We start from the raw sequence: 18,238 nt of genomic DNA, 5'->3' as shown, positions 1-18,238 counted from the left end.
CGATCCGGTTTAGCACTCAGCCGGGGCGAGTGCTAACCAGATCCCTTTTTAGCACTCGGCATGGGAGAGTGCAAACGATGCGGTCACGATTCCACCACCTCTTCGACACGCGTTCACCTGCGCAAACCCCCCATGTGACAGGTTTTTCCGCTCGCGGCGGACGAGACCGGCCGAGCATGGGCGGGGGTCAGGCGGAGATCCGGCGCATCGCCCGCGACCCCAGTCCCAGGACCAGCAGGGTGGTCGCCAGGGCCACCGCCCAGCCGATGCCCACGGCCGCGTTCCACTCGCCCGCGAACAGCGCCCGCTCCGCGTCCACCACGTAGGCGACGGGGTTGGCCCGGGACAGCGCGTACAGCCAGTCCGGGGCCAGGTCCATCGGCAGCAGCACGCCCGACAGCAGCATCAGCGGCATCACGGCGGTCTGCACGATGGGCGCGAACACGTAGGTCTGCCGGACCTTGAGGGCGACCAGGTACGACAGCGACGACAGGCCGACGCCCAGCACGATGAGCAGCAGCAGGCCGGCGGCGAAGCCGGCCACCGGGACGCGGAACCCGAATGGCACGACCAGGACGACGATGAGCGCCATCTGCAGCGCCATGACGGCCACGTCGCGCAGCACCCGTCCCAGCAGCAGGGCCACCCGGGAGGCCGGGGTCGCCATCAGCCGCTCGTGCGCCCCCGAGGAGATCTCCGGCAGCAGCCCGAACCCGGCGAAGCCCGCGGTGAACAGGGCGAGCATGACCAGCAGCCCCGGCACGAACCACTGCCAGGGGTTCTCGCCCTGGGCCCCGGCCAGCCCGGTGAGCAGCGGCGCGAACAGCACCAGGTACAGGACCGGCTGGAGCATGCCGAACAGCAGGAAGGCCGGCCGGTGCAGCAGCGGGCGGAACTGGCGGACGAACATCAGCCAGGTGTCCCTGGGCAGGGACGAGCGCCGCGCGGCGGCGGTGCTGGGCGTGTCGGCGGCGGTGTCGGCCGTCGTGGTCTCGGTGGTCACGGGTTCTCCTCCCGCAGGCTGCGGCCGGTGAGGGTCAGGAAGACGTCGTCGAGGGTGGGGCGCTGCACCCGCACGGTGGTCAGGGCGATCCCGGAGCCGTCCAGGGAGCGCAGCAGCTCGGGCAGGACGGCGTCGCCGCGCTCGATCCGCAGCCGCACCCCGGTCTCGCGGCCGGGGACGACCTCGACCTCCCGGGCGGTGGGCAGCTTCTCCGCTATCGCGGCGCCGGCGGCCGCGGCCTCCGCGTCGGCGACGGTGAAGGTGACGAGGTCGCCGGAGACCCCGCCCTTGAGCTCGTCGGCGGTGCCGTCGGCGATGACCCGCCCGTGGTCGATGACCAGGACCCGCTCGGCCGCCTCGTCGGCCTCGTCGAGGTAGTGGGTGGTCAGGACGATGGTGGTGCCGAACTCCGCCCGCAGGCGGGCGATGTGGTCCCACAGGTTGGCGCGGCTGTGCGGGTCCAGGCCGGTGGACGGCTCGTCGAGGAACAGCAGCGGCGGCCGGTGGATGAGCCCCATCGCGATGTCGAGGCGGCGCCGCTGCCCGCCGGACAGCTTGGTGACCTCGCGGTCCGCGGCCCCCGACAGTTCGAGCATGTCGAGCAGCTCGGCGGTGCGCGCCCCGGCCGTCGCCCGGTCCAGCCCGTAGAGCAGGCCCTGGGTGTAGAGCTCCTCCCCGGCGCGCTGGTCCTCGCCCGCGCCGTGCCCCTGGCCGACGAACCCGATGCGGCGCCGCACCTCGGCCGGCTCGGCGCGCACGTCGCGCCCGGCGACCACGGCGGTGCCGGAGGTGGGTTCGAGCAGGGTGGTGAGCATGCGCAGGGTGGTGGACTTGCCCGCGCCGTTGGGGCCGAGCAGGGCGACGAGTTCGCCTGCGGCGACGTCGATGTCGATGCCCCGGACCGCCTCGACGGTCTCCCTGCCGACGCGGAAGTGCTTGGTGAGATCCCGGGTACGGATCATCCGCGACTCCTTATTCAAAGTTGAATATGGAGAGTCTGCCCCACCCCCCGCCCATATTCAAGTTTTAATACGAGGGTGCGCGGGCACCGGCCCCGCTCCGCGCGCCTACCCGCGCGGGGCCCCCGCGGGCGGCAGGCCGAAGGCCTGCGGTCCGTCGTCGGCCATGGTGTAGCGCCCCTCCTCCAGCTCGCGGATGAGCCTTCGGGTCCACTCGACGGCCGCCCCCACGGTCAGCTCCCACAGGGTGAAGAGCGGGCGCACGTGCTCGGGCTTGTTCCACTCCTCGGTGCTCAGCCGGCCGATCTCCAGCGCCTGGGCGCTGCTCTTCTCCAGGTCGGCGATCCGGCTCCGGAGCAGTTCGACCACCTCGGCCCGCGGCAGCGCCGTCATCAGGGTGACCCCGGCGCACAGCAGCGCGTGGTCGTCGCCCGCGTGGGAGAGCGCCTTGCGCAGCAGCCGGTGGAACTCGGCCTCGCCCTCCCCGGTGATCTCGTAGGAGACGCGCTCCACCACATCGTCGCCCTCGGCCTCGACCTCCCGCAGCCTGCCCTCGGCGGTGAGCTTGCGCAGCGCGTGGTAGATGGACCCCCACTTGACGTTGGCCCACTCCGAGGCGCCCCAGTCCATCAGCTCGCGGCCGACCCGATACCCGTGGGCGCGCCCCGAGATGCGCACCACACCCAGCACCAACAACCGCGTCGCCGACATCGCCGCCTCATCCGGAGCTCCCCGGGGACCGCCCCCGGTGGGACTCCAGGTTACGGCCCGTGTCCGCGCGCGCCCGGCCGCCGCCGGGGGCCGGGTGTCGGGCGCGCGGCACCCGGCCCGGCCGCCGTCACAGGGCCTGGAAGTAGCGGGAGACCGGCAGCTCGGTCAGGCCCGCCTTCTCGTAGGTGCGCCGGGCCGGGGCGTGCCCCTCGTCCCCGCCGGTCTCGACGACGGCCATGCCCATGCCCTGGCCGCGGATCCAGTCCACCGCGTGCCGGGTGAGCGCCTCCCCCACCCCGGCCCGCTGGTGGTCGGGGTGCACGGCCAGCAGGGTGACCTCGCCGGTGTCGTCCTTGGGCCGGATCACCACGGCGTAGAACCCGGCGACCGCGCCGTCCCGGACGGCCACCCGCACGGCGGTGTCCGCGTCGTCGAGCGCGCCGCCGACCTCCGTCCGCTGGCTCTCCCGCCAATCCGGGATCATCCGGTCGTAGATGCGCCCGCCCAGCACCCGCCGCAGCGACGCGTGCACCGGCTCCCAGGCCCGCAGCGACAGCTCCAGCACCGCGTCGCGGTCGCCGTCCCGGAAATCCCTGATCTCGATACCCATACCGGAACCGTACTCAGCCGCTCCGCGCCCGGACAAAGGCTTTACCGCCCCCCGCGGCGGGCCCGGGGCGGAGGCGGGACGGCCGCGGCGGCGCGGGGACGAGGGCGGCCCCGCGTCCATTGGACGCGGGGCCGGGGAGCCGCCGGCCTCGTGGGCCGGCGGGGTTCGGGGGGTCGTGCGGTACGGGGCCGTCAGCAGCCGCCCGCGACCGCCGGGATGATCGAGACCTGCGCGCCTTCGGCGACCTCGGTCTGCAGCCCCTGGGCGAAGCGCACGTCCTCGTCGCCGACGTACACGTTCACGAAGCGCCGCACCTTCCCGTTCTCGTCGAGGATGCGGGCCCGGATGCCCGGGTGGTTGGCCTCCAGGTCGTCGAGGATCTCGGCGAGGGTACCGCCCTGCGCGGTGACCTCCGCGGCGTCGTCGGTGTAGGTGCGCAGGATGGTGGGCACGCGAACGCTGGCGCTCATGGCGTCCTTCTTCCGTGGTGGTGGTCGTGGAGGGAGTGGGCCCCGGGGCGTGGCGCCGCCCCGGGGAGTGGGGGGTCAGGCCAGTCCGGCCTCGGCGAACGCCTTCAGGGACGGCTTGACGGTGGCCGTCACCCCGGCGCTCACGGCGTTCAGGGTCTTGAGCCCGTCGCCGGTGTTGAGGACGACGGTCTCGGCCCCGGGGTCGAGCCGCCCCTCGCGGACCAGCTTGCGCAGCACGCCGGTGGTGACGCCGCCCGCGGTCTCGGCGAAGATCCCCTCGGTCCGGGCCAGCAGCGAGATCGCCTCGACGACCTCGTCGTCCCCCACGTGCTCCACCGAGCCGCCGGTGCGGCGGGCGATGTCGAGCACGTAGGGGCCGTCCGCCGGGTTGCCGATGGCCAGCGACTTGGCGATGGTGTCGGGCTTGACCGGCTGGATGACGTCCAGGCCCTTGTCCCACGCCTGCGCCACCGGGGAGCAGCCGGTGGCCTGCGCGCCGAAGACCTTGTACGGCCGGTCCTCGACCAGCCCCAGCTTGATCAGCTCCTGGAAGCCCTTGTCGATCTTGGTGAGCTGGGAGCCGGAGGCGATCGGGATGACGATCTGCTCGGGCAGCCGCCAGCCGAGCTGCTCGGCGATCTCGTAGGCCAGCGTCTTGGAGCCCTCGCCGTAGTAGGGGCGCAGGTTGACGTTGACGAAGCCCCAGCCCTCGCCCGCCGGGTCCCCGATGAGCTCGGAGCAGAACCGGTTGACGTCGTCGTAGTTGCCGTCGATGGCCACGACCCGGCCGCCGTAGACCGCGGCCATGACGACCTTGGCCTCCTCCAGCCCGGCGGGGATGAACACGCAGGACTGGAACCCCGCGCGGGCCGCCGCGGCGCCGACGGCGCCCGCCAGGTTGCCGGTGGAGGAGCAGGACAGCGTGGTGAACCCGAAGTTGCGGGCCGCCTCGACGGCGATGGCCACCACCCGGTCCTTGAAGGAGTGGGTGGGGTTGCCGGAGTCGTCCTTGATGTGCAGGGAGGCCAGGCCCAGTTCGGCGGCGAGGCGGTCGGCCTTGACCAGGGGGGTGAGGCCGGGGTTCATGTTGGGCAGCTCGGCCACGTTCTCCGGGACCGGGAGCAGGTGCCGGTAGCGCCAGATGTTGGCGGGGCCGCTCTCGATGTCGGCCCGGGTGACGGCGCCGAAGTCGTAGGCCACTTCCAGCGGGCCGAAGCAGAACTCGCAGGCGAACCGGGGGGTGAGGTCGTAGCGCTCACCGCATTCGCGACAGGACAGCGCGGCGGCGGGGCCGAAGGCGCGGACGGAGGTGGGTTCGGTGGCGGCAATCGCCATGGCGAGGCGTCTCCCCTCATCTTCCCTGGCGGACACCTTGTCCCCAGGCCGGAGTTGGCACCTGTCCCGGCCGCCTCGCGTGTCCGCGAGCGATGTACGCCGAGATGGTTGCCGGGGCTTCGCAGGGCCGGTCCCTCCACCCCTCTGGATGAGCAATATGAAGTTGTCGTGGTGTGGCCGCCGGCTCCTCCCGGAACCGGCAAGGTCACTGTAACGGACGTGTCGGCCGGTTTTCCACGGGGCGTGATCCGGGTAACACGAACCGACTCACATGGTGAGACGGCACAGGTCGGGGCCGGTCGCGCGCGTGGGCCCTGTTTCCACTGCGTGACATCGTGCGCCCGTGACCTGGGGCGGGTTTGGGGCGTACGTCGACCGGCGAGACCTAGGGTGCGCCCTCCGCCCTCCGTCCCTTCCGCACCGGGTCGGCACCGGCCACGGGGGCCGTTTCCGTATCCTGCGCTCGACCGGATCCCGCGCACCCGAGAGGACGAGACCACGTGGACAAGGCACAGATCCTCATCGCCTCCAACCGAGGACCGGTGTCCTTCTCGATCAACGAGGACGGCTCCCTGGAACACCGCCGCGGCGGCGGCGGCCTGGTCTCCGGCATGATCTCGGTGGCCACCGAGATCGACAGCATCTGGGTGTGCGCCGCCCTGTCCGAGGGGGACCGGCGGGCCGCGGCCGAGGCCCCGGGGGCCCGGCTGGACCGCGACCACGACCTGGGCGGCATGCGCGTGCACATGCTGGACATCCCCGAGGAGACCTTCCAGGGGGCCTACACCGGGGTCGCGAACTCGACGCTGTGGTTCCTCCAGCACATGATGTACGACACCCCGAACAAGCCGTCCTTCGGCTCGGGGTTCCGGCGGCGGTGGGAGGACTACACCGCCTACAACAACGCCTTCGCCGAGGCTCTGGTGGCGGGTGCCGCGGACAACGCCCGGGTGGCGGTGCAGGACTACCACCTGGCGCTGGTGCCGCGCATCCTGCGGGCCCGCCGCCCCGACCTGCGCATCGCGCACTTCTCGCACACCCCGTGGGCCCCGCCGGAGTACTTCCGGATGCTGCCCGACGACATCGCCCGGGAGCTGCTGTCGGGGATGCTCGGCGCCGACCGGCTGGGCTTCCTCAGCCCGCGCTGGGCCGACGCCTTCCTGCGCTGCTGCGCGGAGATCCTGCGCGCGGACGTGGACTTCCGCAACCGGACCGTGGAGTACGGCGGACGGGTGGTCGGGGTGGGCGTGCACGCGCTGGGCGCCGACGAGGAGGGGCTGCGCGAGAGCGCCGCCGACCCGCTGGTGGCGGTCCGCCGGGAGACCCTGGAGGAGCTGGTCGGGGACACCAGGCTCATCGTCCGGGTGGACCGGACCGAGCTGTCCAAGAACATCGTGCGGGGCCTGGAGGCGTACCGCGAACTGCTGCTCGCGCACCCCGAATGGCGCGGGCGGGTGACCCACCTGGCGTTCGCCTACCCGAGCCGCGGCGACGTGCCCGAGTACCGCGAGTACACCGACACGGTGCTGCGGGTGGCCAAGGAGATCAACGAGGAGTTCGCGACGGCCGACTGGACGCCGCTGGTCCTGGAGGTCAACGACGACTACCCGCGTTCGCTGGCCTCGTTCCAGCTGGCCGACGTGCTGCTGGTGAACCCCATCCGGGACGGCATGAACCTGGTCGCCAAGGAGGGCCCGGTGCTGTCGGAGCGGGACTCGGTGCTGGTGCTGTCTCGGGAGGCGGGAGCCGCCGACGAGCTGGGCGGGGACGCCCTGACCGTCAACCCCTACGACACCGTGGAGACGGCGGAGGCGCTGCACCGGGCGCTGTCGATGCCCGCGGCCGAGCGGCGGGCCCGGCGGGAGCGCCTGGCGGAGGCGGCGGTGGCGCTGCCGCCGCGCCGGTGGTTCCAGGACCAGCTGCGCTCCCTGGGCTGATCCCGTCCCCGGGCCCGGGTCCTCCCCCCGGCGGAACCCCGCCGCCGGGGGAGCCGGCTCCCCCGCGCGGGGGAGGGACGCGGCCGCGCCGTGCGCGATGCTGGGCCCATGGACACCCGGACCCCGCACCCCTCCACCGCCCGGCCACCGCGCCACACCGCCCGTTGGGCGGTGGCCGCGGCGCTGTGGTCCCTGCTCTACGTCGCTTCCAAGGTCCAGTACGCCCTGGCCGACCGGCTGGGGGTGACCGGCGGCCCCGCGGTCCCGGCCGACTCCTACACCGGGTTCGGCCCCGGCGGGGTGGCCGCCGCCCAGTGGGCCAACACCGGGGTCGGACTGGCCGTGGCCCTGCTCTTCCTCCTGGCGGCCCTGCCCGTCGCCCGCCGGGTGCCCCGGTGGCTGTCCCTGCCGCCGCTGGGGGCGGTGGCGCTCATGGCGCTGGCGGGAGCGGTCGGCATGGTCTACCGGGACCTGGCCGAGGGGTCCGGCGGTACCGTCTTCGGCCTGTACTGCCTGGTGTGGGCGGTCCTGTCCGCGAAGGTCCTGGTGGGCCTGGCCCGGGCCCGCGGCTGAGCGGCCCCGGTCAGTCCTCGGGCAGCGGCGCCCCGGCCTCCGCGAGGATCTCGCGCACCACCGCGCTCTTGGCGTCGGCGTAGTCCTGGATCCTCTCCCAGGTGCGCTCGGCCAGCTCCCGCTTGACCCTGACGTAGCGTTCGCGGGCGCCGGGGTTCGCGATGAGGTGGTCGCGGAACCGGCGCATCCGCTCGATCTCCTCGCAGCCCTCGCTGAAGACGTGCAGGTTGAGGTTGACGTCGGGGCCCTTGAACACGCGGTGCTCGTACCAGTCGGGTTCGCGGATGACCAGCGTGTACCCCGCCCTGGCGAGGTCGGGGAGGTAGGAGTCCTCGTCCGCGGAGTCCGCGACGACCAGCAGCAGGTCGACGCAGGCCTTGGCGGGCAGGCCGGGGACAGCGGTGGAGCCCACGTGCTCGAAGAGCAGGACGCGGTCGCCGAGGATGCCGCGCACCCGGTCGGCCTCACGCTCGAACAGGTAGGGCCACTTGGGGTCGTAGTCCAGGATGTGGACCCGACCGTTGATGAGGTTGCGGTGCTGGGGGGCCGGATCGATCCGCGTTTCCCCGCGGGAGGGCAACGGTGATGCTTCGAGGGGAGACATTCCACAAAGATTTCTCCGTTGACCCGCCCGCGTCAAGAGCATCCGGCGTCGCTTACATATGCACGTGTATTCGTAACACCACCAGGGGACAAATCGCCACGGAGAGCAACACGGCAGATACACATGGAGAGAATTCGTGCTCCTTTTTCTTCGGATTCTCCCTTTTGCGCGTATCTTTCCTTCCGAAACCCCTCACTCCGGCGAAGAGACCACCAGGACCAGGGATCCGACCAGCTCGGGCAGTGCGCGCAGCCGTCCGTGCCGCCGGTCCCAGGTGCCGTCGGCGAGGTCGCGGGACAGGTGTTCGACGAAACGCCGCTCGACCTCCTCCCCCACGAAACTCCAGGCCGAGCAGGACAGCCGCGCCCCCTCGTCCAGCAGCCGCTCCGGGCGGCCGTAGTACGCCTCGTTGAATCCGTCGGAGCAGTCCAGGGGAATGGGCACGGGAATGGTCCGCACGTTCCCGCCCAGCCCTTCCGCCAGGGACTTCGGGGACGGGTAGCGGCGGGCCTCGGTGTCCAGGACCTCGGGCGCGTACTCGTACAGCCAGAAGTCGCGCACCAGGCCGGGGTCGCAGGTGAGGACCGCGACCGGTCCGGCGGTCACCCGCCGCAGCTCGGCCAGGCCCGCGGGGAGGTCGCCCCACTGGTGGACGCTGAAGGTCGTCATCGCGGCGTCGAACGCGCCGTCGGCGAACGGCAGGTCCTCGGCGACCGCGTCCACCGCCGCGGGCAGGTGGGCCGGCCGCGCCGCGCGCATCGACGCCGAGGGCTCCACGGGGGTCACCTCGCGGTCGGCGGGCTCGTAGGAGCCCGCCCCGGCGCCGACGTTGAGGACGGTCCGGGCGCCGCCCAGGGCCTCGTGCACGATCCGCGCGATCCGGGGCTCGGGGACGCGGTGGTCGGTGTAGGAACGGGAGATCACGGCGTAGTCGGCGTCGCCGGCGCTGCCGTCGGACATGCGTGGCACGGTCCCTCCAGGGGTCGCGGGAATCCGGCCCCCCTGTATAGCCCGCCGCGGTCCCGCCCGCCACCGCTCCCCCGGCGCGGCCGCGCCCGCCCGGTGCCGGACGGCTCCCGCCGCCCGGGCGCGGTCAGCCCTTGCGGCGGCGGCCGCCCTTCTTCCGGCGGGAGGCGGGCGGAGCCTCGGCGGCGCGCTGCTCGGCGATCTCCGCCTCCTCCAGGGCGCGTTCGGCCTTGACCCCGTAGGGGTCGGCGGAGGAGCGGCGCACCCACACCACGACCAGCGCCACACCCAGCACCAGGACCAGGCCGACCAGCGCGAACCACACCCACACCGGCACCGCGGGACCCTCGTCGGCCCGGTCGGCCAGCTCCTCGTCGAAGAGCGGGACGTCCTGGGCGGTCCCGGAGGCCAGCGCCTCGGCACCGGTCAGGTGCAGGCTCGGCAGCCCGTCCGGCCCCTGCTGTCCGCCCTCCACCAGGGCCTCGCGGATCTGCTCGGGGCGCAGCTGCGGGTGGGCCGAGCGCAGCAGCGCGGCGGCCCCGGCGGCCATCGCCGCCGCGTACTCGGTGCCGGTGACCTGGACCTGTCCCATGTCGGGCCCGGCCGTCTCCAGGTCGGCGCCGGGCGCGACCAGCTCGATCGCCCCGGCGTCGGGCGATCCGGGGATCAGCTCGGCGTTCTCGTCCATCCCGCCGACGGCCAGCACGTTGGGGTCGGCCGGGTTGTCGGCCGGGCCGACCACCAGGACCCCGGCGGCGACGGCGTCGCGGGTGGCCCCGGTGAGGTCGGTCCCGTCGGGGATCTCGGGCAACAGGACGACCTGCGCCCCGGCGTCGACCGCGTGGCGCACCGCGCCGGCCAGCCGGTCCCCGGTGGGGAGGACCAGCAGCCCGGCGTCGGGGGCCACGCCCAGCACGCCGCCGTCGGCGTCCATCCCGTGCCCGTGGCCCGCCACCAGGGCGGCCGCGGCGGTGCCCGTATCGGCGTCGCCGTCGTTGCCGCCGAACTCCTCGTCGACGGTCAGGTTGTCGACCAGGTCCGGGTGGTCGGCGTGGACGGAGGCCCCGGGCAGGGCCACGGTGATGCCCTGACCCTGTGTTTCCGGCCACAATTCCTGGGCGTTGATCGACTGGAGTCCCCATTGTTCGGGGCGGAAATCGGGGACCCCGTCGGCCGCCGCGGGGGCGGCGGCCAGACCGAGGACGACGGTCGCGGCGATGGCGACGATCCCGGTGTGTTCCCTGTGACGGCTGATGCCCCCGAGCACGACAGGCTCCCTAATGTTGCTCCCCTGTACCACCGTAATTCTGTCATGAGCACAGGTTTCCGGCGTGGACAAGTGGCCGCGGGGGTAGGAAAGGTAACTGTATCCCCGCTGCCAGTCCTGGGTTTTCCGCTCCGCATCCGGCATGTCGAGTCGCTAGCATGAGTCGGGCCGATCCGGACAAACCAATTTCCCGCCCAGGGGGTGTCCCATGCCGAATATCGGTCGGACCGAAGACGGTCAGTCGGCACTGGCCGAACGCGATCAGCGCATCCTGGCCTTCGAGCGCCAGTGGTGGAAGTTCGAGGGCTCCAAGGAGCAGGCGATCCGCGACGAGTTCGGGTTCTCCGCCACGCGGTACTACCAGTTGCTGAACGGGCTGGTCGACCGCCCCGAGGCGCTGGCCTTCGACCCCATGACGGTCAAGCGGCTGCGCCGGGTGCGCGCCGACCGCCAGCGCCAACGCAACGCGCGGCGGCTGGGCATCCGACTCTGAGGCCCCTTTTCGGTCGCTCTCTGCCCGAAGAACCACGGACGCGACCGCAGGTCCGAAACCAGACAACAAGGCGGGTGCGCACCCTCAGGTGCGCACCCGCCTCTCTCATCCCACACGAATCCCCATCGTGCACCGGCACCGGTGAACGGCGGCCGAACACGGCACGGACATCGGACGCCGGTTCCGCGACGTCCTCGGACTCCCCCTGTCCGCCCCGGGTAGGTTGGAGGCGCCGCCCGTCCGGAAAGGTCCGCCATGCAACCGCCCGAACCGAGCACGGCCGAGGGGCGCACCGCGCTCGACGCCCTGCTGACCGACCCCGCCAAGGCCCTGGTCGCCTTCGACTTCGACGGGACCCTGGCCCCCATCGTCGACGACCCGCGCACCTCCGCCCCCCAGCCGGGGATCGTGGAACTGCTCGCGGAGCTGGCCGGGCGGCTGGGCACGGTCGCGGTCGTCACCGGGCGCCCGGCCGCCACCGCCGTCGGCCTGGGCGGGCTGGACCGCGTCCCGGGCATCATCGTGCTGGGCCACTACGGCGCCGAACGCTGGGCGGACGGCCGCGTACTGGCCGCCGACCCGCCGCCGGGGGTGTCCCTGGTCCGCGCCGAACTGCCCGGCCTGATCGACTCCCTCCAGGCGCCCGAGGGCACCTGGATCGAGGACAAGGGCCGCTCGCTGGCGGTGCACACCCGCCGCACCGCCGAACCGGACGCCGCGCTGGCACTGCTCGCCCCGCACCTGTCCGCGCTGGCGGAGCGGGCCGGGCTCCGGGTGGAGCCCGGCCGCATGGTCATCGAGCTGCGCCCTCCGGGCGTGGACAAGGGCGCGGCCCTGTCCGCGCTGGTGGCGGAGCGGGCCGCCGGGTCCGTCCTGTACGCGGGCGACGACCTGGGCGACCTGCCCGCCTTCGACGCCGTGGCGCGGCTGCGCGCGGACGGGCTCCCCGGGCTGACCGTGTGCGCGGCCTCCAGCGAGGCCGCCAGGGTCGTCGAGGCCGCCGACCTGGTGGTGCCGGGCCCGGCCGGACTGGCGGAGTTCCTCGGGTCGCTCGCCCGGGCCCTGGCCCGGCCCTGAGGCGGGGCCGCACCGCGCACCGGACGACCGCCCCGCCCTACGGGGTGGAGTCGTGCGCCTGCGGCGACACCGCCGACCGGGCCGCCGAGCGCAGGTCCGCCAGGCCCGTGCGGGCGCGGCCGTAGTAGACCGCGTTGGTCAGCACCCCCACGTACCTGCTGGTCTCGGGGTGCATGAACAGGCTCGTCCCGGTGAACCCGTTGTGGTAGACCACCCCCTCCGGGGTCACCAGCCACCCCAGCCCGCGCCACAGCCGCTGCCCGGCGTCCACGTGGGGCCGCCAGCTCTCCCGCACGAACGAGGAGGGCACCGGCCCGTCCCCGCCCTCGTGGATGCGCAGCAGCTCCCGGGCGAAAGCGCCCAGGTCGATGGCGGTCGTGAACGCGCCCGCGTGACCGGCCACCCCGCCCATCAGCGCCGCCGCCTCGTCGTGCACCACGCCCCAGGCGGGGGCGGCGCCGGGCAGCCGGCGCTCGGTGGGCGCCACCCCGGGCGAGCGCGCCAGCGGTCCGAACGCCGTGGACCGCATGCCCAGCTCGTCCCACAGGTCCGCGGCCAGCCGGTCCAGCCCCGTCCCGTACAGCCGCTCCAGCACCAGGCCGAGCAGGATGAACCCCCGGTCGATGTACCGGTACCCGGGCTCCTCCAGCGGATCGGCCAGGATCGCCTCGGCCAGGTCCTGGTCGGTGCCCACGTACCTCTCCAGCCAGGTCACCTGGTTGAGGCGGCTGGTGTGGGTGAGGATCTGCCGGGTGGTGACGGCCGCTCCGGGCAGCCCGTCCGCGGGGAGGTATTCGGACATCGGGGCGTCCAGATCCAGCATCCCCTCGACGACCGCCTGGCCGACCAGCGGCCACGTCGCCATCACCTTCGTCAGGCTCGCGACGTCGTAGGCGACGTCGGGGGCGGTGTCGTTGTCCTCGTCGATCCGGCCGACCGCGACGAACTCCCACATGCCCCCGGTGCCGATGACGGCGGCGCCGCCGGGCAGCCAGCCCGCGTCCACCATCACCTTCAGGACACCGCGTATCCGCGCCCCCGTCTCGGTGAGCCAGTCTCCGTCACGCACCACACGCCTCCCCCCGATGTTCTCCACTCACCCCCGCGGATACCCCGTTATCTGCTCGTTGTCACACCGTTCCGGACTCCGCACAGGACGAAACCCTCGCAGGTCAGGGCCGTAATCAGGGCCTTGCTCCCGGGCGGAGTAGTCTGGCGCCCACGACCCCGAGGAGGACGATTGAGCAGCAAGACCCCCGTTCCCGCCGGTTTCCGCGGTGTCGCCGGGAACATCGGGATCAAGGACCCCAACGACGACTTCTTCGCGGTGGTGTCCGAGGTGCCCGCGCACGTGTCGGCCGTTTTCACACGGTCCCGGTTCGCGGGGCCCAGCGTGGTGCTCAGCCGTCGCGCGGCGGCCGACGGGCGGGCGCGGGGCGTCACGGTGATCGCCCGCAACGCCAACGTGGCCACCGGGGGCGTGGGCGAGGAGAACGCGCGCGAGCTCCAGGAGCGGGTGGCGGCGGCGGCCGGGGTGCCGGCCGACGAGATCCTGGTGGCGTCCACCGGCGTGATCGGCCGCCCGTACCCGATGGAGAAGGTCCGCGCCCACCTGGACGGGCTGCCCGAGGAGTTCCCGCCCGCCGACCTGGACCGGGCGGCGGCGGCGATGATGACCACCGACACCCACCCCAAGATCGCCTCGGCGCGGGTGGGGAACGCGACCCTGACCGGCATCGCCAAGGGCGTGGGCATGATCGAGCCGGACATGGCGACGATGCTGGCGTGGTTCTTCACCGACGCCGAGATCGAGCGGCCGGTGCTGGACGAGGTGTTCCGCCGGGTGGTGGACCGCACCTTCAACGCCCTGAGCATCGACAGCGACACCTCCACCAGCGACTCCGCGGCGCTGTTCGCCAACGGCCTGGCGGGGCCGGTGGACCTCGCCGACTTCGAGGCGGCGCTGTTCGAGGTGGCCCTGCGGCTGGTCCGGATGATCGCCTCCGACGGCGAGGGGGCGAGCAAGCTGCTGGAGGTGCGGGTGACCGGGGCCCGCGACGACGCGCAGGCCAAGCGGGTCGCCAAGGCGGTCGTCAACTCGCCCCTGGTCAAGACGGCCGTGCACGGCGCCGACCCCAACTGGGGCCGGGTGGCGATGGCCGTCGGCAAGTGCTCGGACGAGACCGACATCCTGCCGGAGAACACCCGCATCCTCTTCGGCGACGTGGAGACCTACCCCGCGGAGTCGACCGACGAGGTGCTGGCGCGGGCGGCCGAGCACATGAAGGGCGACGAGGTGGTGATCTCGGTGGACCTGGGGATCGCCGGGGGCGCGTTCACCGCCTACGGCTGCGACCTGACGGAGGGGTACATCCGCATCAACGCGGACTACACCACCTGATCCGGCCCGGAAGGGGAGGGGCGGGGCCGTGCGGCCCCGCCCCTCCCCCTTTTCGTGGGCGCTCCCCCGCCCGGCGCGATCACACGTGGACGACGGGGGCCTCCTGGTCGTCCTCCATCCGCCCGGCGCGCATGAACAGCGACAGGACCGCACCGGCCATGAGGAGTCCGGACGCGATGAGGAAGGCCAGCTGGAGCCCGTCCAGGAAGGCCAGGTTGCTGGCGCGGGTGACCGCCTCGGCGACGTCCGCGGCGGCCCCCTCGGGGACCACCGCCCCGCCCTGGGCGACGGTGCTCTGGACGGCGGCGAGCCCGGCCGCCGAGGGGACGTCCTGCCCGGCCGCCGCGAGGTGCCCGGGCAGGGTGGCCAGGATCGTCCCGGACATGACCGCGCCCAGGACGGCCGTGCCCAGCGAGCCGCCCAGCTGCATGGCGGCCTGCTGGAGCGCCGAGGCCACCCCGGCCAGCCGCACGGGCGCGTTGCCGATGATCGCTGCGGTCGCACCGGTCATGACCAGGCTCAGGCCCGCGCCCAGCAGCAGGAAGGCGGCGGAGGTGTACAGGACGCCGGTGTCGGCGTCCATGCCCGAGAGCAGGAACATGCCGACCGATCCGGACAGCAGGCCCGCCGTGGTGGGCGGCTTCGCGCCGACCCGGTCCAGCAGGCGTCCCGCCAGCGGCGAAGTGACGGCCATGGTGGCGGTCATCGCGATGAGCTGCATCCCGGTCTGCGCGGGGGTCAGACCGCGCACGCCCTGGAGGTAGAAGGTCACGAAGAACAGTGATCCCATGAGGCTCACGGCCATCACGACGGTGAGCACGACGCCGATGGACACCGACCGGTCGGCGAACAGGGACAGCGGCAGCAGCGGCTGTTCGGGGCGGCGCTCCCACAGCACGAAGGCCAGGCCCAGGAGCAGGGCGGCACCGAGCGAGACCAGGGTCACCGGGTGCGTCCAGCCCACCACCGGCGCCTCGACCAGCGCCCACACCAGGGCGAACACGGCGACGCTGACCAGGACGATGCCGGGGAGGTCCAGGCGGCCGCCGGCGTCGGTGGGGCGGTTGGCGGCGAGCAGCCACAGGCCCAGGCCCAGCGCGACCGCGCCGACCGGGACGTTGATGTAGAAGACCGCCTCCCAGCCGAACGAGCCCACCAGCAGGCCGCCGACGATCGGCCCGGCGGCGGTGGAGGCGCCGATGAGGCTGCCGAACACGCCGAAGGCCCGGCCGAGCCTGCTGGGCGGGAACACCGAGCGCAGCAGGCCCATGGCGGAGGGCAGCAGCAGCGCGCCGAAAACGCCTTGTGCGATGCGGAAGGCCACCAGCATGATGACGCCGGAGGACAGCGCGATCGCCACCGACGAGGCGACGAACCCGACCACGCCCACCAGGTAGACGCGGCGGTGGCCGAACCTGTCGGCGAGCTTGCCCGCCGTGATGAGGAAGACGGCCAGGCCCAAGAGGTAGCCGTGGGTGACCCATTGGAGTTCGGCCAGGGAGGCGCCCAGCGAGGCGCCGATGGCGGGGTTGGCGACCGCCACGATCGTGCCGTCCAGCGCCACCATCATCACGCCGAACGCGATGGCGACCAGCGTCGCCCAGGGGCTGCGCGTCCAGGCGGACGCCGGCCGGTCGGGCGGCGCGGCGGTCGCGGGCGGTGTGGTCTGCGCGGTCATGTGATCCCCCTGAACGGTCTTCCGGATGCCCCGGGCCACTGTGCTCCGAGATTATGACAGCCACTGCCACTTGTCAGCCACTGACTTTTTACAGTGACTGACACCACATGGGCGCAGAGGTATCCTCCAGGGAAGGGCCTCCGGGGGGACACCGGAGGGAAACCGTGGCGACACCATGGGGACAGGAGGCGCGTCCATGAGCACGACGAGCCCCGACGCCGTCGGGGAGGTCACCGGGGACTGCCGCCCGGGGCTGCGCGAGGCCAAGAAGGCGCGCACGCGCAGAGCGCTCATCGAGACGGGGCTGCGCCTGTTCCACGAGCAGGGCTACGGGAACACCACCACCGAGGAGATCGCCGCCAGGGCCGGCGTCTCCCAGCGCACGTTCTTCCGGTACTTCCCCACCAAGGAGGACGTGGTCCTGGAGGCGATGGAGAGCGTCGACGACGTCCTCGTCGAGCACCTGCTGGCCCGCCCCGCCGAAGAGGCGCCCTTCGAGGCGCTGCGCAACGCCATGCGCGACCACTGGGAGACGCTGAGCCGGACGGCGATGCACCACTTCAAGGGCGGCGCGGCCGAGATCATCGCGGAGAGCCCCGAGCTGGTGCGCACCGGCATGACCTACTGCCGGCGCCGCCAGTCCCGGCTCGCGGAGGCGATCGCGCTGCGCACCGGCGCCGCGCCCGGCGACCTCCGGCCCGAGCTGGTGTCGGCGGTCTTCTTCGCCGCGCTCTCCAACGGGCACGAGGAGTGGGAGAGGACGGGGGCCGCCGGGCTCTCCGGCCTGCTGGACTGCTTCATGCGCCAGCTGGAGCTGGTCCCCGAGGCGATCGGCTCCGGCTGGGGCACCCCGGCCGCGGGCTGAGGCGTCAGACGGTGCCGCGCTCCCCCGCGGGCAGGTAGCGCTCGAAGGGGAACTCCGGGCCCGTCTCGGCGATGCCGTTCCCGCCGGTGAAGAGCGAGATCACCTTGCTCGCCAGCAGCTCCGCGCGCAGGGCCGTGCGCATCACCCGCAGGCCGCTCGACCCGCCGGAGGGCGCCGCCCCGTCGACGGTGTCCTCGCCCATCCGCTGGGCGTGCTCCACGTGCGGGCGCATGGCGGCCTCGTAGGCGAAGAACCCCGCCCGGTGGTCGCCGTCGACCCGGGCGAGCTCGCCGGCCAGCGACATGGCGCCCTTGAGGGCCAGCACCGTGTCCATGCCGGACATGGGGTCGGAGCAGAAGGCGGCGTTGCCGAGCAGCACCACCCGGCCGCGGCTCCAGGTGTCCAGCCGGACCTGCCGGGTCGGGGCGATCTGCACGTCGGCGCGGGACATCTCGTCGAGGATGCGCGGGATCTCCCCGCCGTCGCCGGCGAAGGCCCGGGCCAGGTCCTCGGGGGTCTCCCGCCCGGCGTCGCGCTCGCCGTACGGCCTGCGGCGGAGCAGGACGGCCTCCAGGGCGTCCTCGCCGGGGATGTCGGTGAGCATGGCGCCGCGGCCGGGCTTGACCAGGACGGTGGACAGGGCGTGCTGGCCGGTGAAGTCGGGGACGGTGAACACCGCGACGGTGACGCCGAGATCGTGGATGTGGTCGGCGGCCGTCCCCTCGAAGGCGAGGTCGCGCACGGTCGAGTGCAGGCCGTCCGCGCCGACGACCAGGTCGAACCGGCGGGGCGGGCCGTTCTCGAACTCCACGTCGACGCCGTCGGGCGTCTCCCGCAGGGCGGTGACGGAGTCCCCGAACAGGAACTCGGCGTCGGAGCCGGTCAGGTCCCGGAGTTCGCGCAGCAGGGGGTCGCGGCGGACCACCAGGGAGTGCTCGGCCGGGGGCGCGGGGCAGCGGACGGGGTCGCCGTCCTCTCCGAAGCGGAACTCGACGGCGGGTGGGGGGCCGACCTCGCCGGCGAGGCGGTCGAGCAGGCCCATGCGTTCGAGGACGCCGATGCCGCCGAAGCCGATCTCCAGGCGGGACAGCCGGGAGGAGAGCCGGGGTTCCCGGTCCACGACGGTGGGGGCGAAGCCGTGCCGGGCGGCCCAGTGGGCGAAGGCGGAACCGGCCACGCCTGCGCCGACGACGAGAACGGTCCTGTTCCGGGTGGGCACGCATTACCTCCTGGTGTGTGGGCGCCGGTGCGGCGGGCGGGACACGGGCCCGGCAAGGGGACCCTACCCG

Annotated in this window: 18 protein-coding genes and 1 riboswitch; of the genes, 6 read left to right on the top strand and 12 right to left on the bottom strand. The window is 73.2% G+C overall.

All coding sequences use genetic code 11. From position 1 onward, the window contains the following. Positions 1–187: 187 nt before the first annotated feature. The 6 genes from KGD84_RS03545 to thrC all read right to left on the bottom strand — a co-directional run bounded on the left by KGD84_RS03545 (position 188) and on the right by thrC (position 5,088). The gene (locus tag KGD84_RS03545) at positions 188–1,003 is read right to left on the bottom strand and encodes an ABC transporter permease (RefSeq protein ID WP_255647023.1); all 816 of its coding nucleotides are present in this window, start codon (positions 1,001–1,003) and stop codon (positions 188–190) included. Continuing rightward, the gene (locus tag KGD84_RS03540; RefSeq protein WP_220564688.1) at positions 1,000–1,965 is read right to left on the bottom strand and encodes an ATP-binding cassette domain-containing protein; all 966 of its coding nucleotides are present in this window, start codon (positions 1,963–1,965) and stop codon (positions 1,000–1,002) included. Before KGD84_RS03540 ends, KGD84_RS03545 begins: the two co-directional genes overlap by 4 nt. A 105-nt stretch (positions 1,966–2,070) precedes the next feature. Then, positions 2,071–2,673 carry a PadR family transcriptional regulator gene (locus KGD84_RS03535; RefSeq protein ID WP_220564687.1) on the bottom strand — a complete coding sequence of 201 codons (603 nt, stop codon included), beginning with the start codon at positions 2,671–2,673 and terminating at the stop codon, positions 2,071–2,073. A 127-nt stretch (positions 2,674–2,800) separates the two neighbouring features. Next, entirely contained in the window at positions 2,801–3,283 is a 483-nt protein-coding gene (locus KGD84_RS03530; RefSeq protein ID WP_220564686.1) for a GNAT family N-acetyltransferase, read from the bottom strand. 191 nt (positions 3,284–3,474) lie between these two features. After that, positions 3,475–3,753, bottom strand: coding sequence for a ubiquitin-like small modifier protein 1 (locus KGD84_RS03525; protein ID WP_220564685.1), 279 nt, complete (start codon positions 3,751–3,753; stop codon positions 3,475–3,477). 75 nt (positions 3,754–3,828) lie between these two features. Next, positions 3,829–5,088: a threonine synthase gene (gene thrC, locus KGD84_RS03520; protein ID WP_220564684.1), complete on the bottom strand. Its 1,260-nt coding sequence runs from the start codon at positions 5,086–5,088 to the stop codon at positions 3,829–3,831. 13 nt (positions 5,089–5,101) lie between these two features. Continuing rightward, a riboswitch (SAM riboswitch) is annotated at positions 5,102–5,243 on the bottom strand. A gap of 345 nt (positions 5,244–5,588) precedes the next feature. On the opposite strand from thrC, the gene KGD84_RS03515 reads away from it, so the two are divergent. Both KGD84_RS03515 and KGD84_RS03510 read left to right on the top strand, forming a co-directional pair. Next, entirely contained in the window at positions 5,589–7,025 is a 1,437-nt protein-coding gene (locus KGD84_RS03515) for an alpha,alpha-trehalose-phosphate synthase (UDP-forming) (protein WP_220564683.1), read from the top strand. 108 nt (positions 7,026–7,133) lie between these two features. Next, positions 7,134–7,598: a hypothetical protein gene (locus KGD84_RS03510; protein WP_220564682.1), complete on the top strand. Its 465-nt coding sequence runs from the start codon at positions 7,134–7,136 to the stop codon at positions 7,596–7,598. Positions 7,599–7,608: 10 nt separating this feature from the next. Here KGD84_RS03510 and KGD84_RS03505 read toward each other — a convergent pair whose 3' ends face one another. The 3 genes from KGD84_RS03505 to KGD84_RS03495 all read right to left on the bottom strand — a co-directional run bounded on the left by KGD84_RS03505 (position 7,609) and on the right by KGD84_RS03495 (position 10,435). Beyond that, positions 7,609–8,202, bottom strand: a complete 594-nt coding sequence (locus KGD84_RS03505; RefSeq protein ID WP_220564681.1) for a GrpB family protein — start codon at positions 8,200–8,202, stop codon at positions 7,609–7,611. A gap of 192 nt (positions 8,203–8,394) precedes the next feature. Continuing rightward, the gene (locus KGD84_RS03500) at positions 8,395–9,171 is read right to left on the bottom strand and encodes a class I SAM-dependent methyltransferase (protein WP_220564680.1); all 777 of its coding nucleotides are present in this window, start codon (positions 9,169–9,171) and stop codon (positions 8,395–8,397) included. A gap of 124 nt (positions 9,172–9,295) precedes the next feature. Continuing rightward, the gene (locus KGD84_RS03495) at positions 9,296–10,435 is read right to left on the bottom strand and encodes a S8 family serine peptidase (protein WP_255647021.1); all 1,140 of its coding nucleotides are present in this window, start codon (positions 10,433–10,435) and stop codon (positions 9,296–9,298) included. A gap of 208 nt (positions 10,436–10,643) precedes the next feature. Here KGD84_RS03495 and KGD84_RS03490 point away from each other — a divergent pair, with 208 nt between their 5' ends. Both KGD84_RS03490 and otsB read left to right on the top strand, forming a co-directional pair. After that, positions 10,644–10,928 (top strand): DUF3263 domain-containing protein, encoded by a 285-nt coding sequence (locus KGD84_RS03490; RefSeq protein ID WP_220564678.1) that lies wholly within the window; start codon positions 10,644–10,646, stop codon positions 10,926–10,928. A 255-nt stretch (positions 10,929–11,183) separates the two neighbouring features. Next, positions 11,184–12,005, top strand: a complete 822-nt coding sequence (gene otsB / locus KGD84_RS03485) for a trehalose-phosphatase (RefSeq protein ID WP_220564677.1) — start codon at positions 11,184–11,186, stop codon at positions 12,003–12,005. A 37-nt stretch (positions 12,006–12,042) separates the two neighbouring features. Here otsB and KGD84_RS03480 read toward each other — a convergent pair whose 3' ends face one another. Then, positions 12,043–13,074 (bottom strand): serine hydrolase domain-containing protein, encoded by a 1,032-nt coding sequence (locus tag KGD84_RS03480; protein WP_220564676.1) that lies wholly within the window; start codon positions 13,072–13,074, stop codon positions 12,043–12,045. Between the two features lie 171 nt (positions 13,075–13,245). Here KGD84_RS03480 and argJ point away from each other — a divergent pair, with 171 nt between their 5' ends. Continuing rightward, entirely contained in the window at positions 13,246–14,406 is a 1,161-nt protein-coding gene (gene argJ, locus KGD84_RS03475) for a bifunctional glutamate N-acetyltransferase/amino-acid acetyltransferase ArgJ (RefSeq protein ID WP_220564675.1), read from the top strand. Between the two features lie 79 nt (positions 14,407–14,485). Here argJ and KGD84_RS03470 read toward each other — a convergent pair whose 3' ends face one another. Further along, positions 14,486–16,084 carry an MFS transporter gene (locus tag KGD84_RS03470; RefSeq protein WP_220564674.1) on the bottom strand — a complete coding sequence of 533 codons (1,599 nt, stop codon included), beginning with the start codon at positions 16,082–16,084 and terminating at the stop codon, positions 14,486–14,488. Between the two features lie 196 nt (positions 16,085–16,280). On the opposite strand from KGD84_RS03470, the gene KGD84_RS03465 reads away from it, so the two are divergent. Next, positions 16,281–16,949, top strand: a complete 669-nt coding sequence (locus KGD84_RS03465; RefSeq protein ID WP_220564673.1) for a TetR family transcriptional regulator — start codon at positions 16,281–16,283, stop codon at positions 16,947–16,949. 4 nt (positions 16,950–16,953) lie between these two features. Here the strand turns inward: KGD84_RS03465 and KGD84_RS03460 are convergent, their stop codons facing one another. After that, positions 16,954–18,168, bottom strand: a complete 1,215-nt coding sequence (locus KGD84_RS03460; RefSeq protein WP_220564672.1) for an FAD-dependent monooxygenase — start codon at positions 18,166–18,168, stop codon at positions 16,954–16,956. Positions 18,169–18,238 lie beyond the last annotated feature (70 nt).

The organism is Nocardiopsis changdeensis (assembly GCF_018316655.1).
GTDB classification, from domain to species: domain Bacteria; phylum Actinomycetota; class Actinomycetes; order Streptosporangiales; family Streptosporangiaceae; genus Nocardiopsis; species Nocardiopsis changdeensis.
This window is presented reverse-complemented; position numbering and strand designations above follow the sequence as displayed.

What these genes read in the sequence shown, in the direction of transcription:
- KGD84_RS03465 (WP_220564673.1), top strand. Translation starts at nt 16,281, where the DNA reads ATGAGCACGACGAGCCCCGACGCCGTCGGGGAGGTCACCGGGGACTGC.
- KGD84_RS03490 (WP_220564678.1), top strand. Translation starts at nt 10,644, where the DNA reads ATGCCGAATATCGGTCGGACCGAAGACGGTCAGTCGGCACTGGCCGAA.
- KGD84_RS03540 (WP_220564688.1), bottom strand. Translation starts at nt 1,965, where the DNA reads ATGATCCGTACCCGGGATCTCACCAAGCACTTCCGCGTCGGCAGGGAG.
- KGD84_RS03505 (WP_220564681.1), bottom strand. Translation starts at nt 8,202, where the DNA reads ATGTCTCCCCTCGAAGCATCACCGTTGCCCTCCCGCGGGGAAACGCGG.
- KGD84_RS03510 (WP_220564682.1), top strand. Translation starts at nt 7,134, where the DNA reads ATGGACACCCGGACCCCGCACCCCTCCACCGCCCGGCCACCGCGCCAC.
- KGD84_RS03470 (WP_220564674.1), bottom strand. Translation starts at nt 16,084, where the DNA reads ATGACCGCGCAGACCACACCGCCCGCGACCGCCGCGCCGCCCGACCGG.
- thrC (WP_220564684.1), bottom strand. Translation starts at nt 5,088, where the DNA reads ATGGCGATTGCCGCCACCGAACCCACCTCCGTCCGCGCCTTCGGCCCC.
- KGD84_RS03525 (WP_220564685.1), bottom strand. Translation starts at nt 3,753, where the DNA reads ATGAGCGCCAGCGTTCGCGTGCCCACCATCCTGCGCACCTACACCGAC.
- KGD84_RS03535 (WP_220564687.1), bottom strand. Translation starts at nt 2,673, where the DNA reads ATGTCGGCGACGCGGTTGTTGGTGCTGGGTGTGGTGCGCATCTCGGGG.
- otsB (WP_220564677.1), top strand. Translation starts at nt 11,184, where the DNA reads ATGCAACCGCCCGAACCGAGCACGGCCGAGGGGCGCACCGCGCTCGAC.
- KGD84_RS03530 (WP_220564686.1), bottom strand. Translation starts at nt 3,283, where the DNA reads ATGGGTATCGAGATCAGGGATTTCCGGGACGGCGACCGCGACGCGGTG.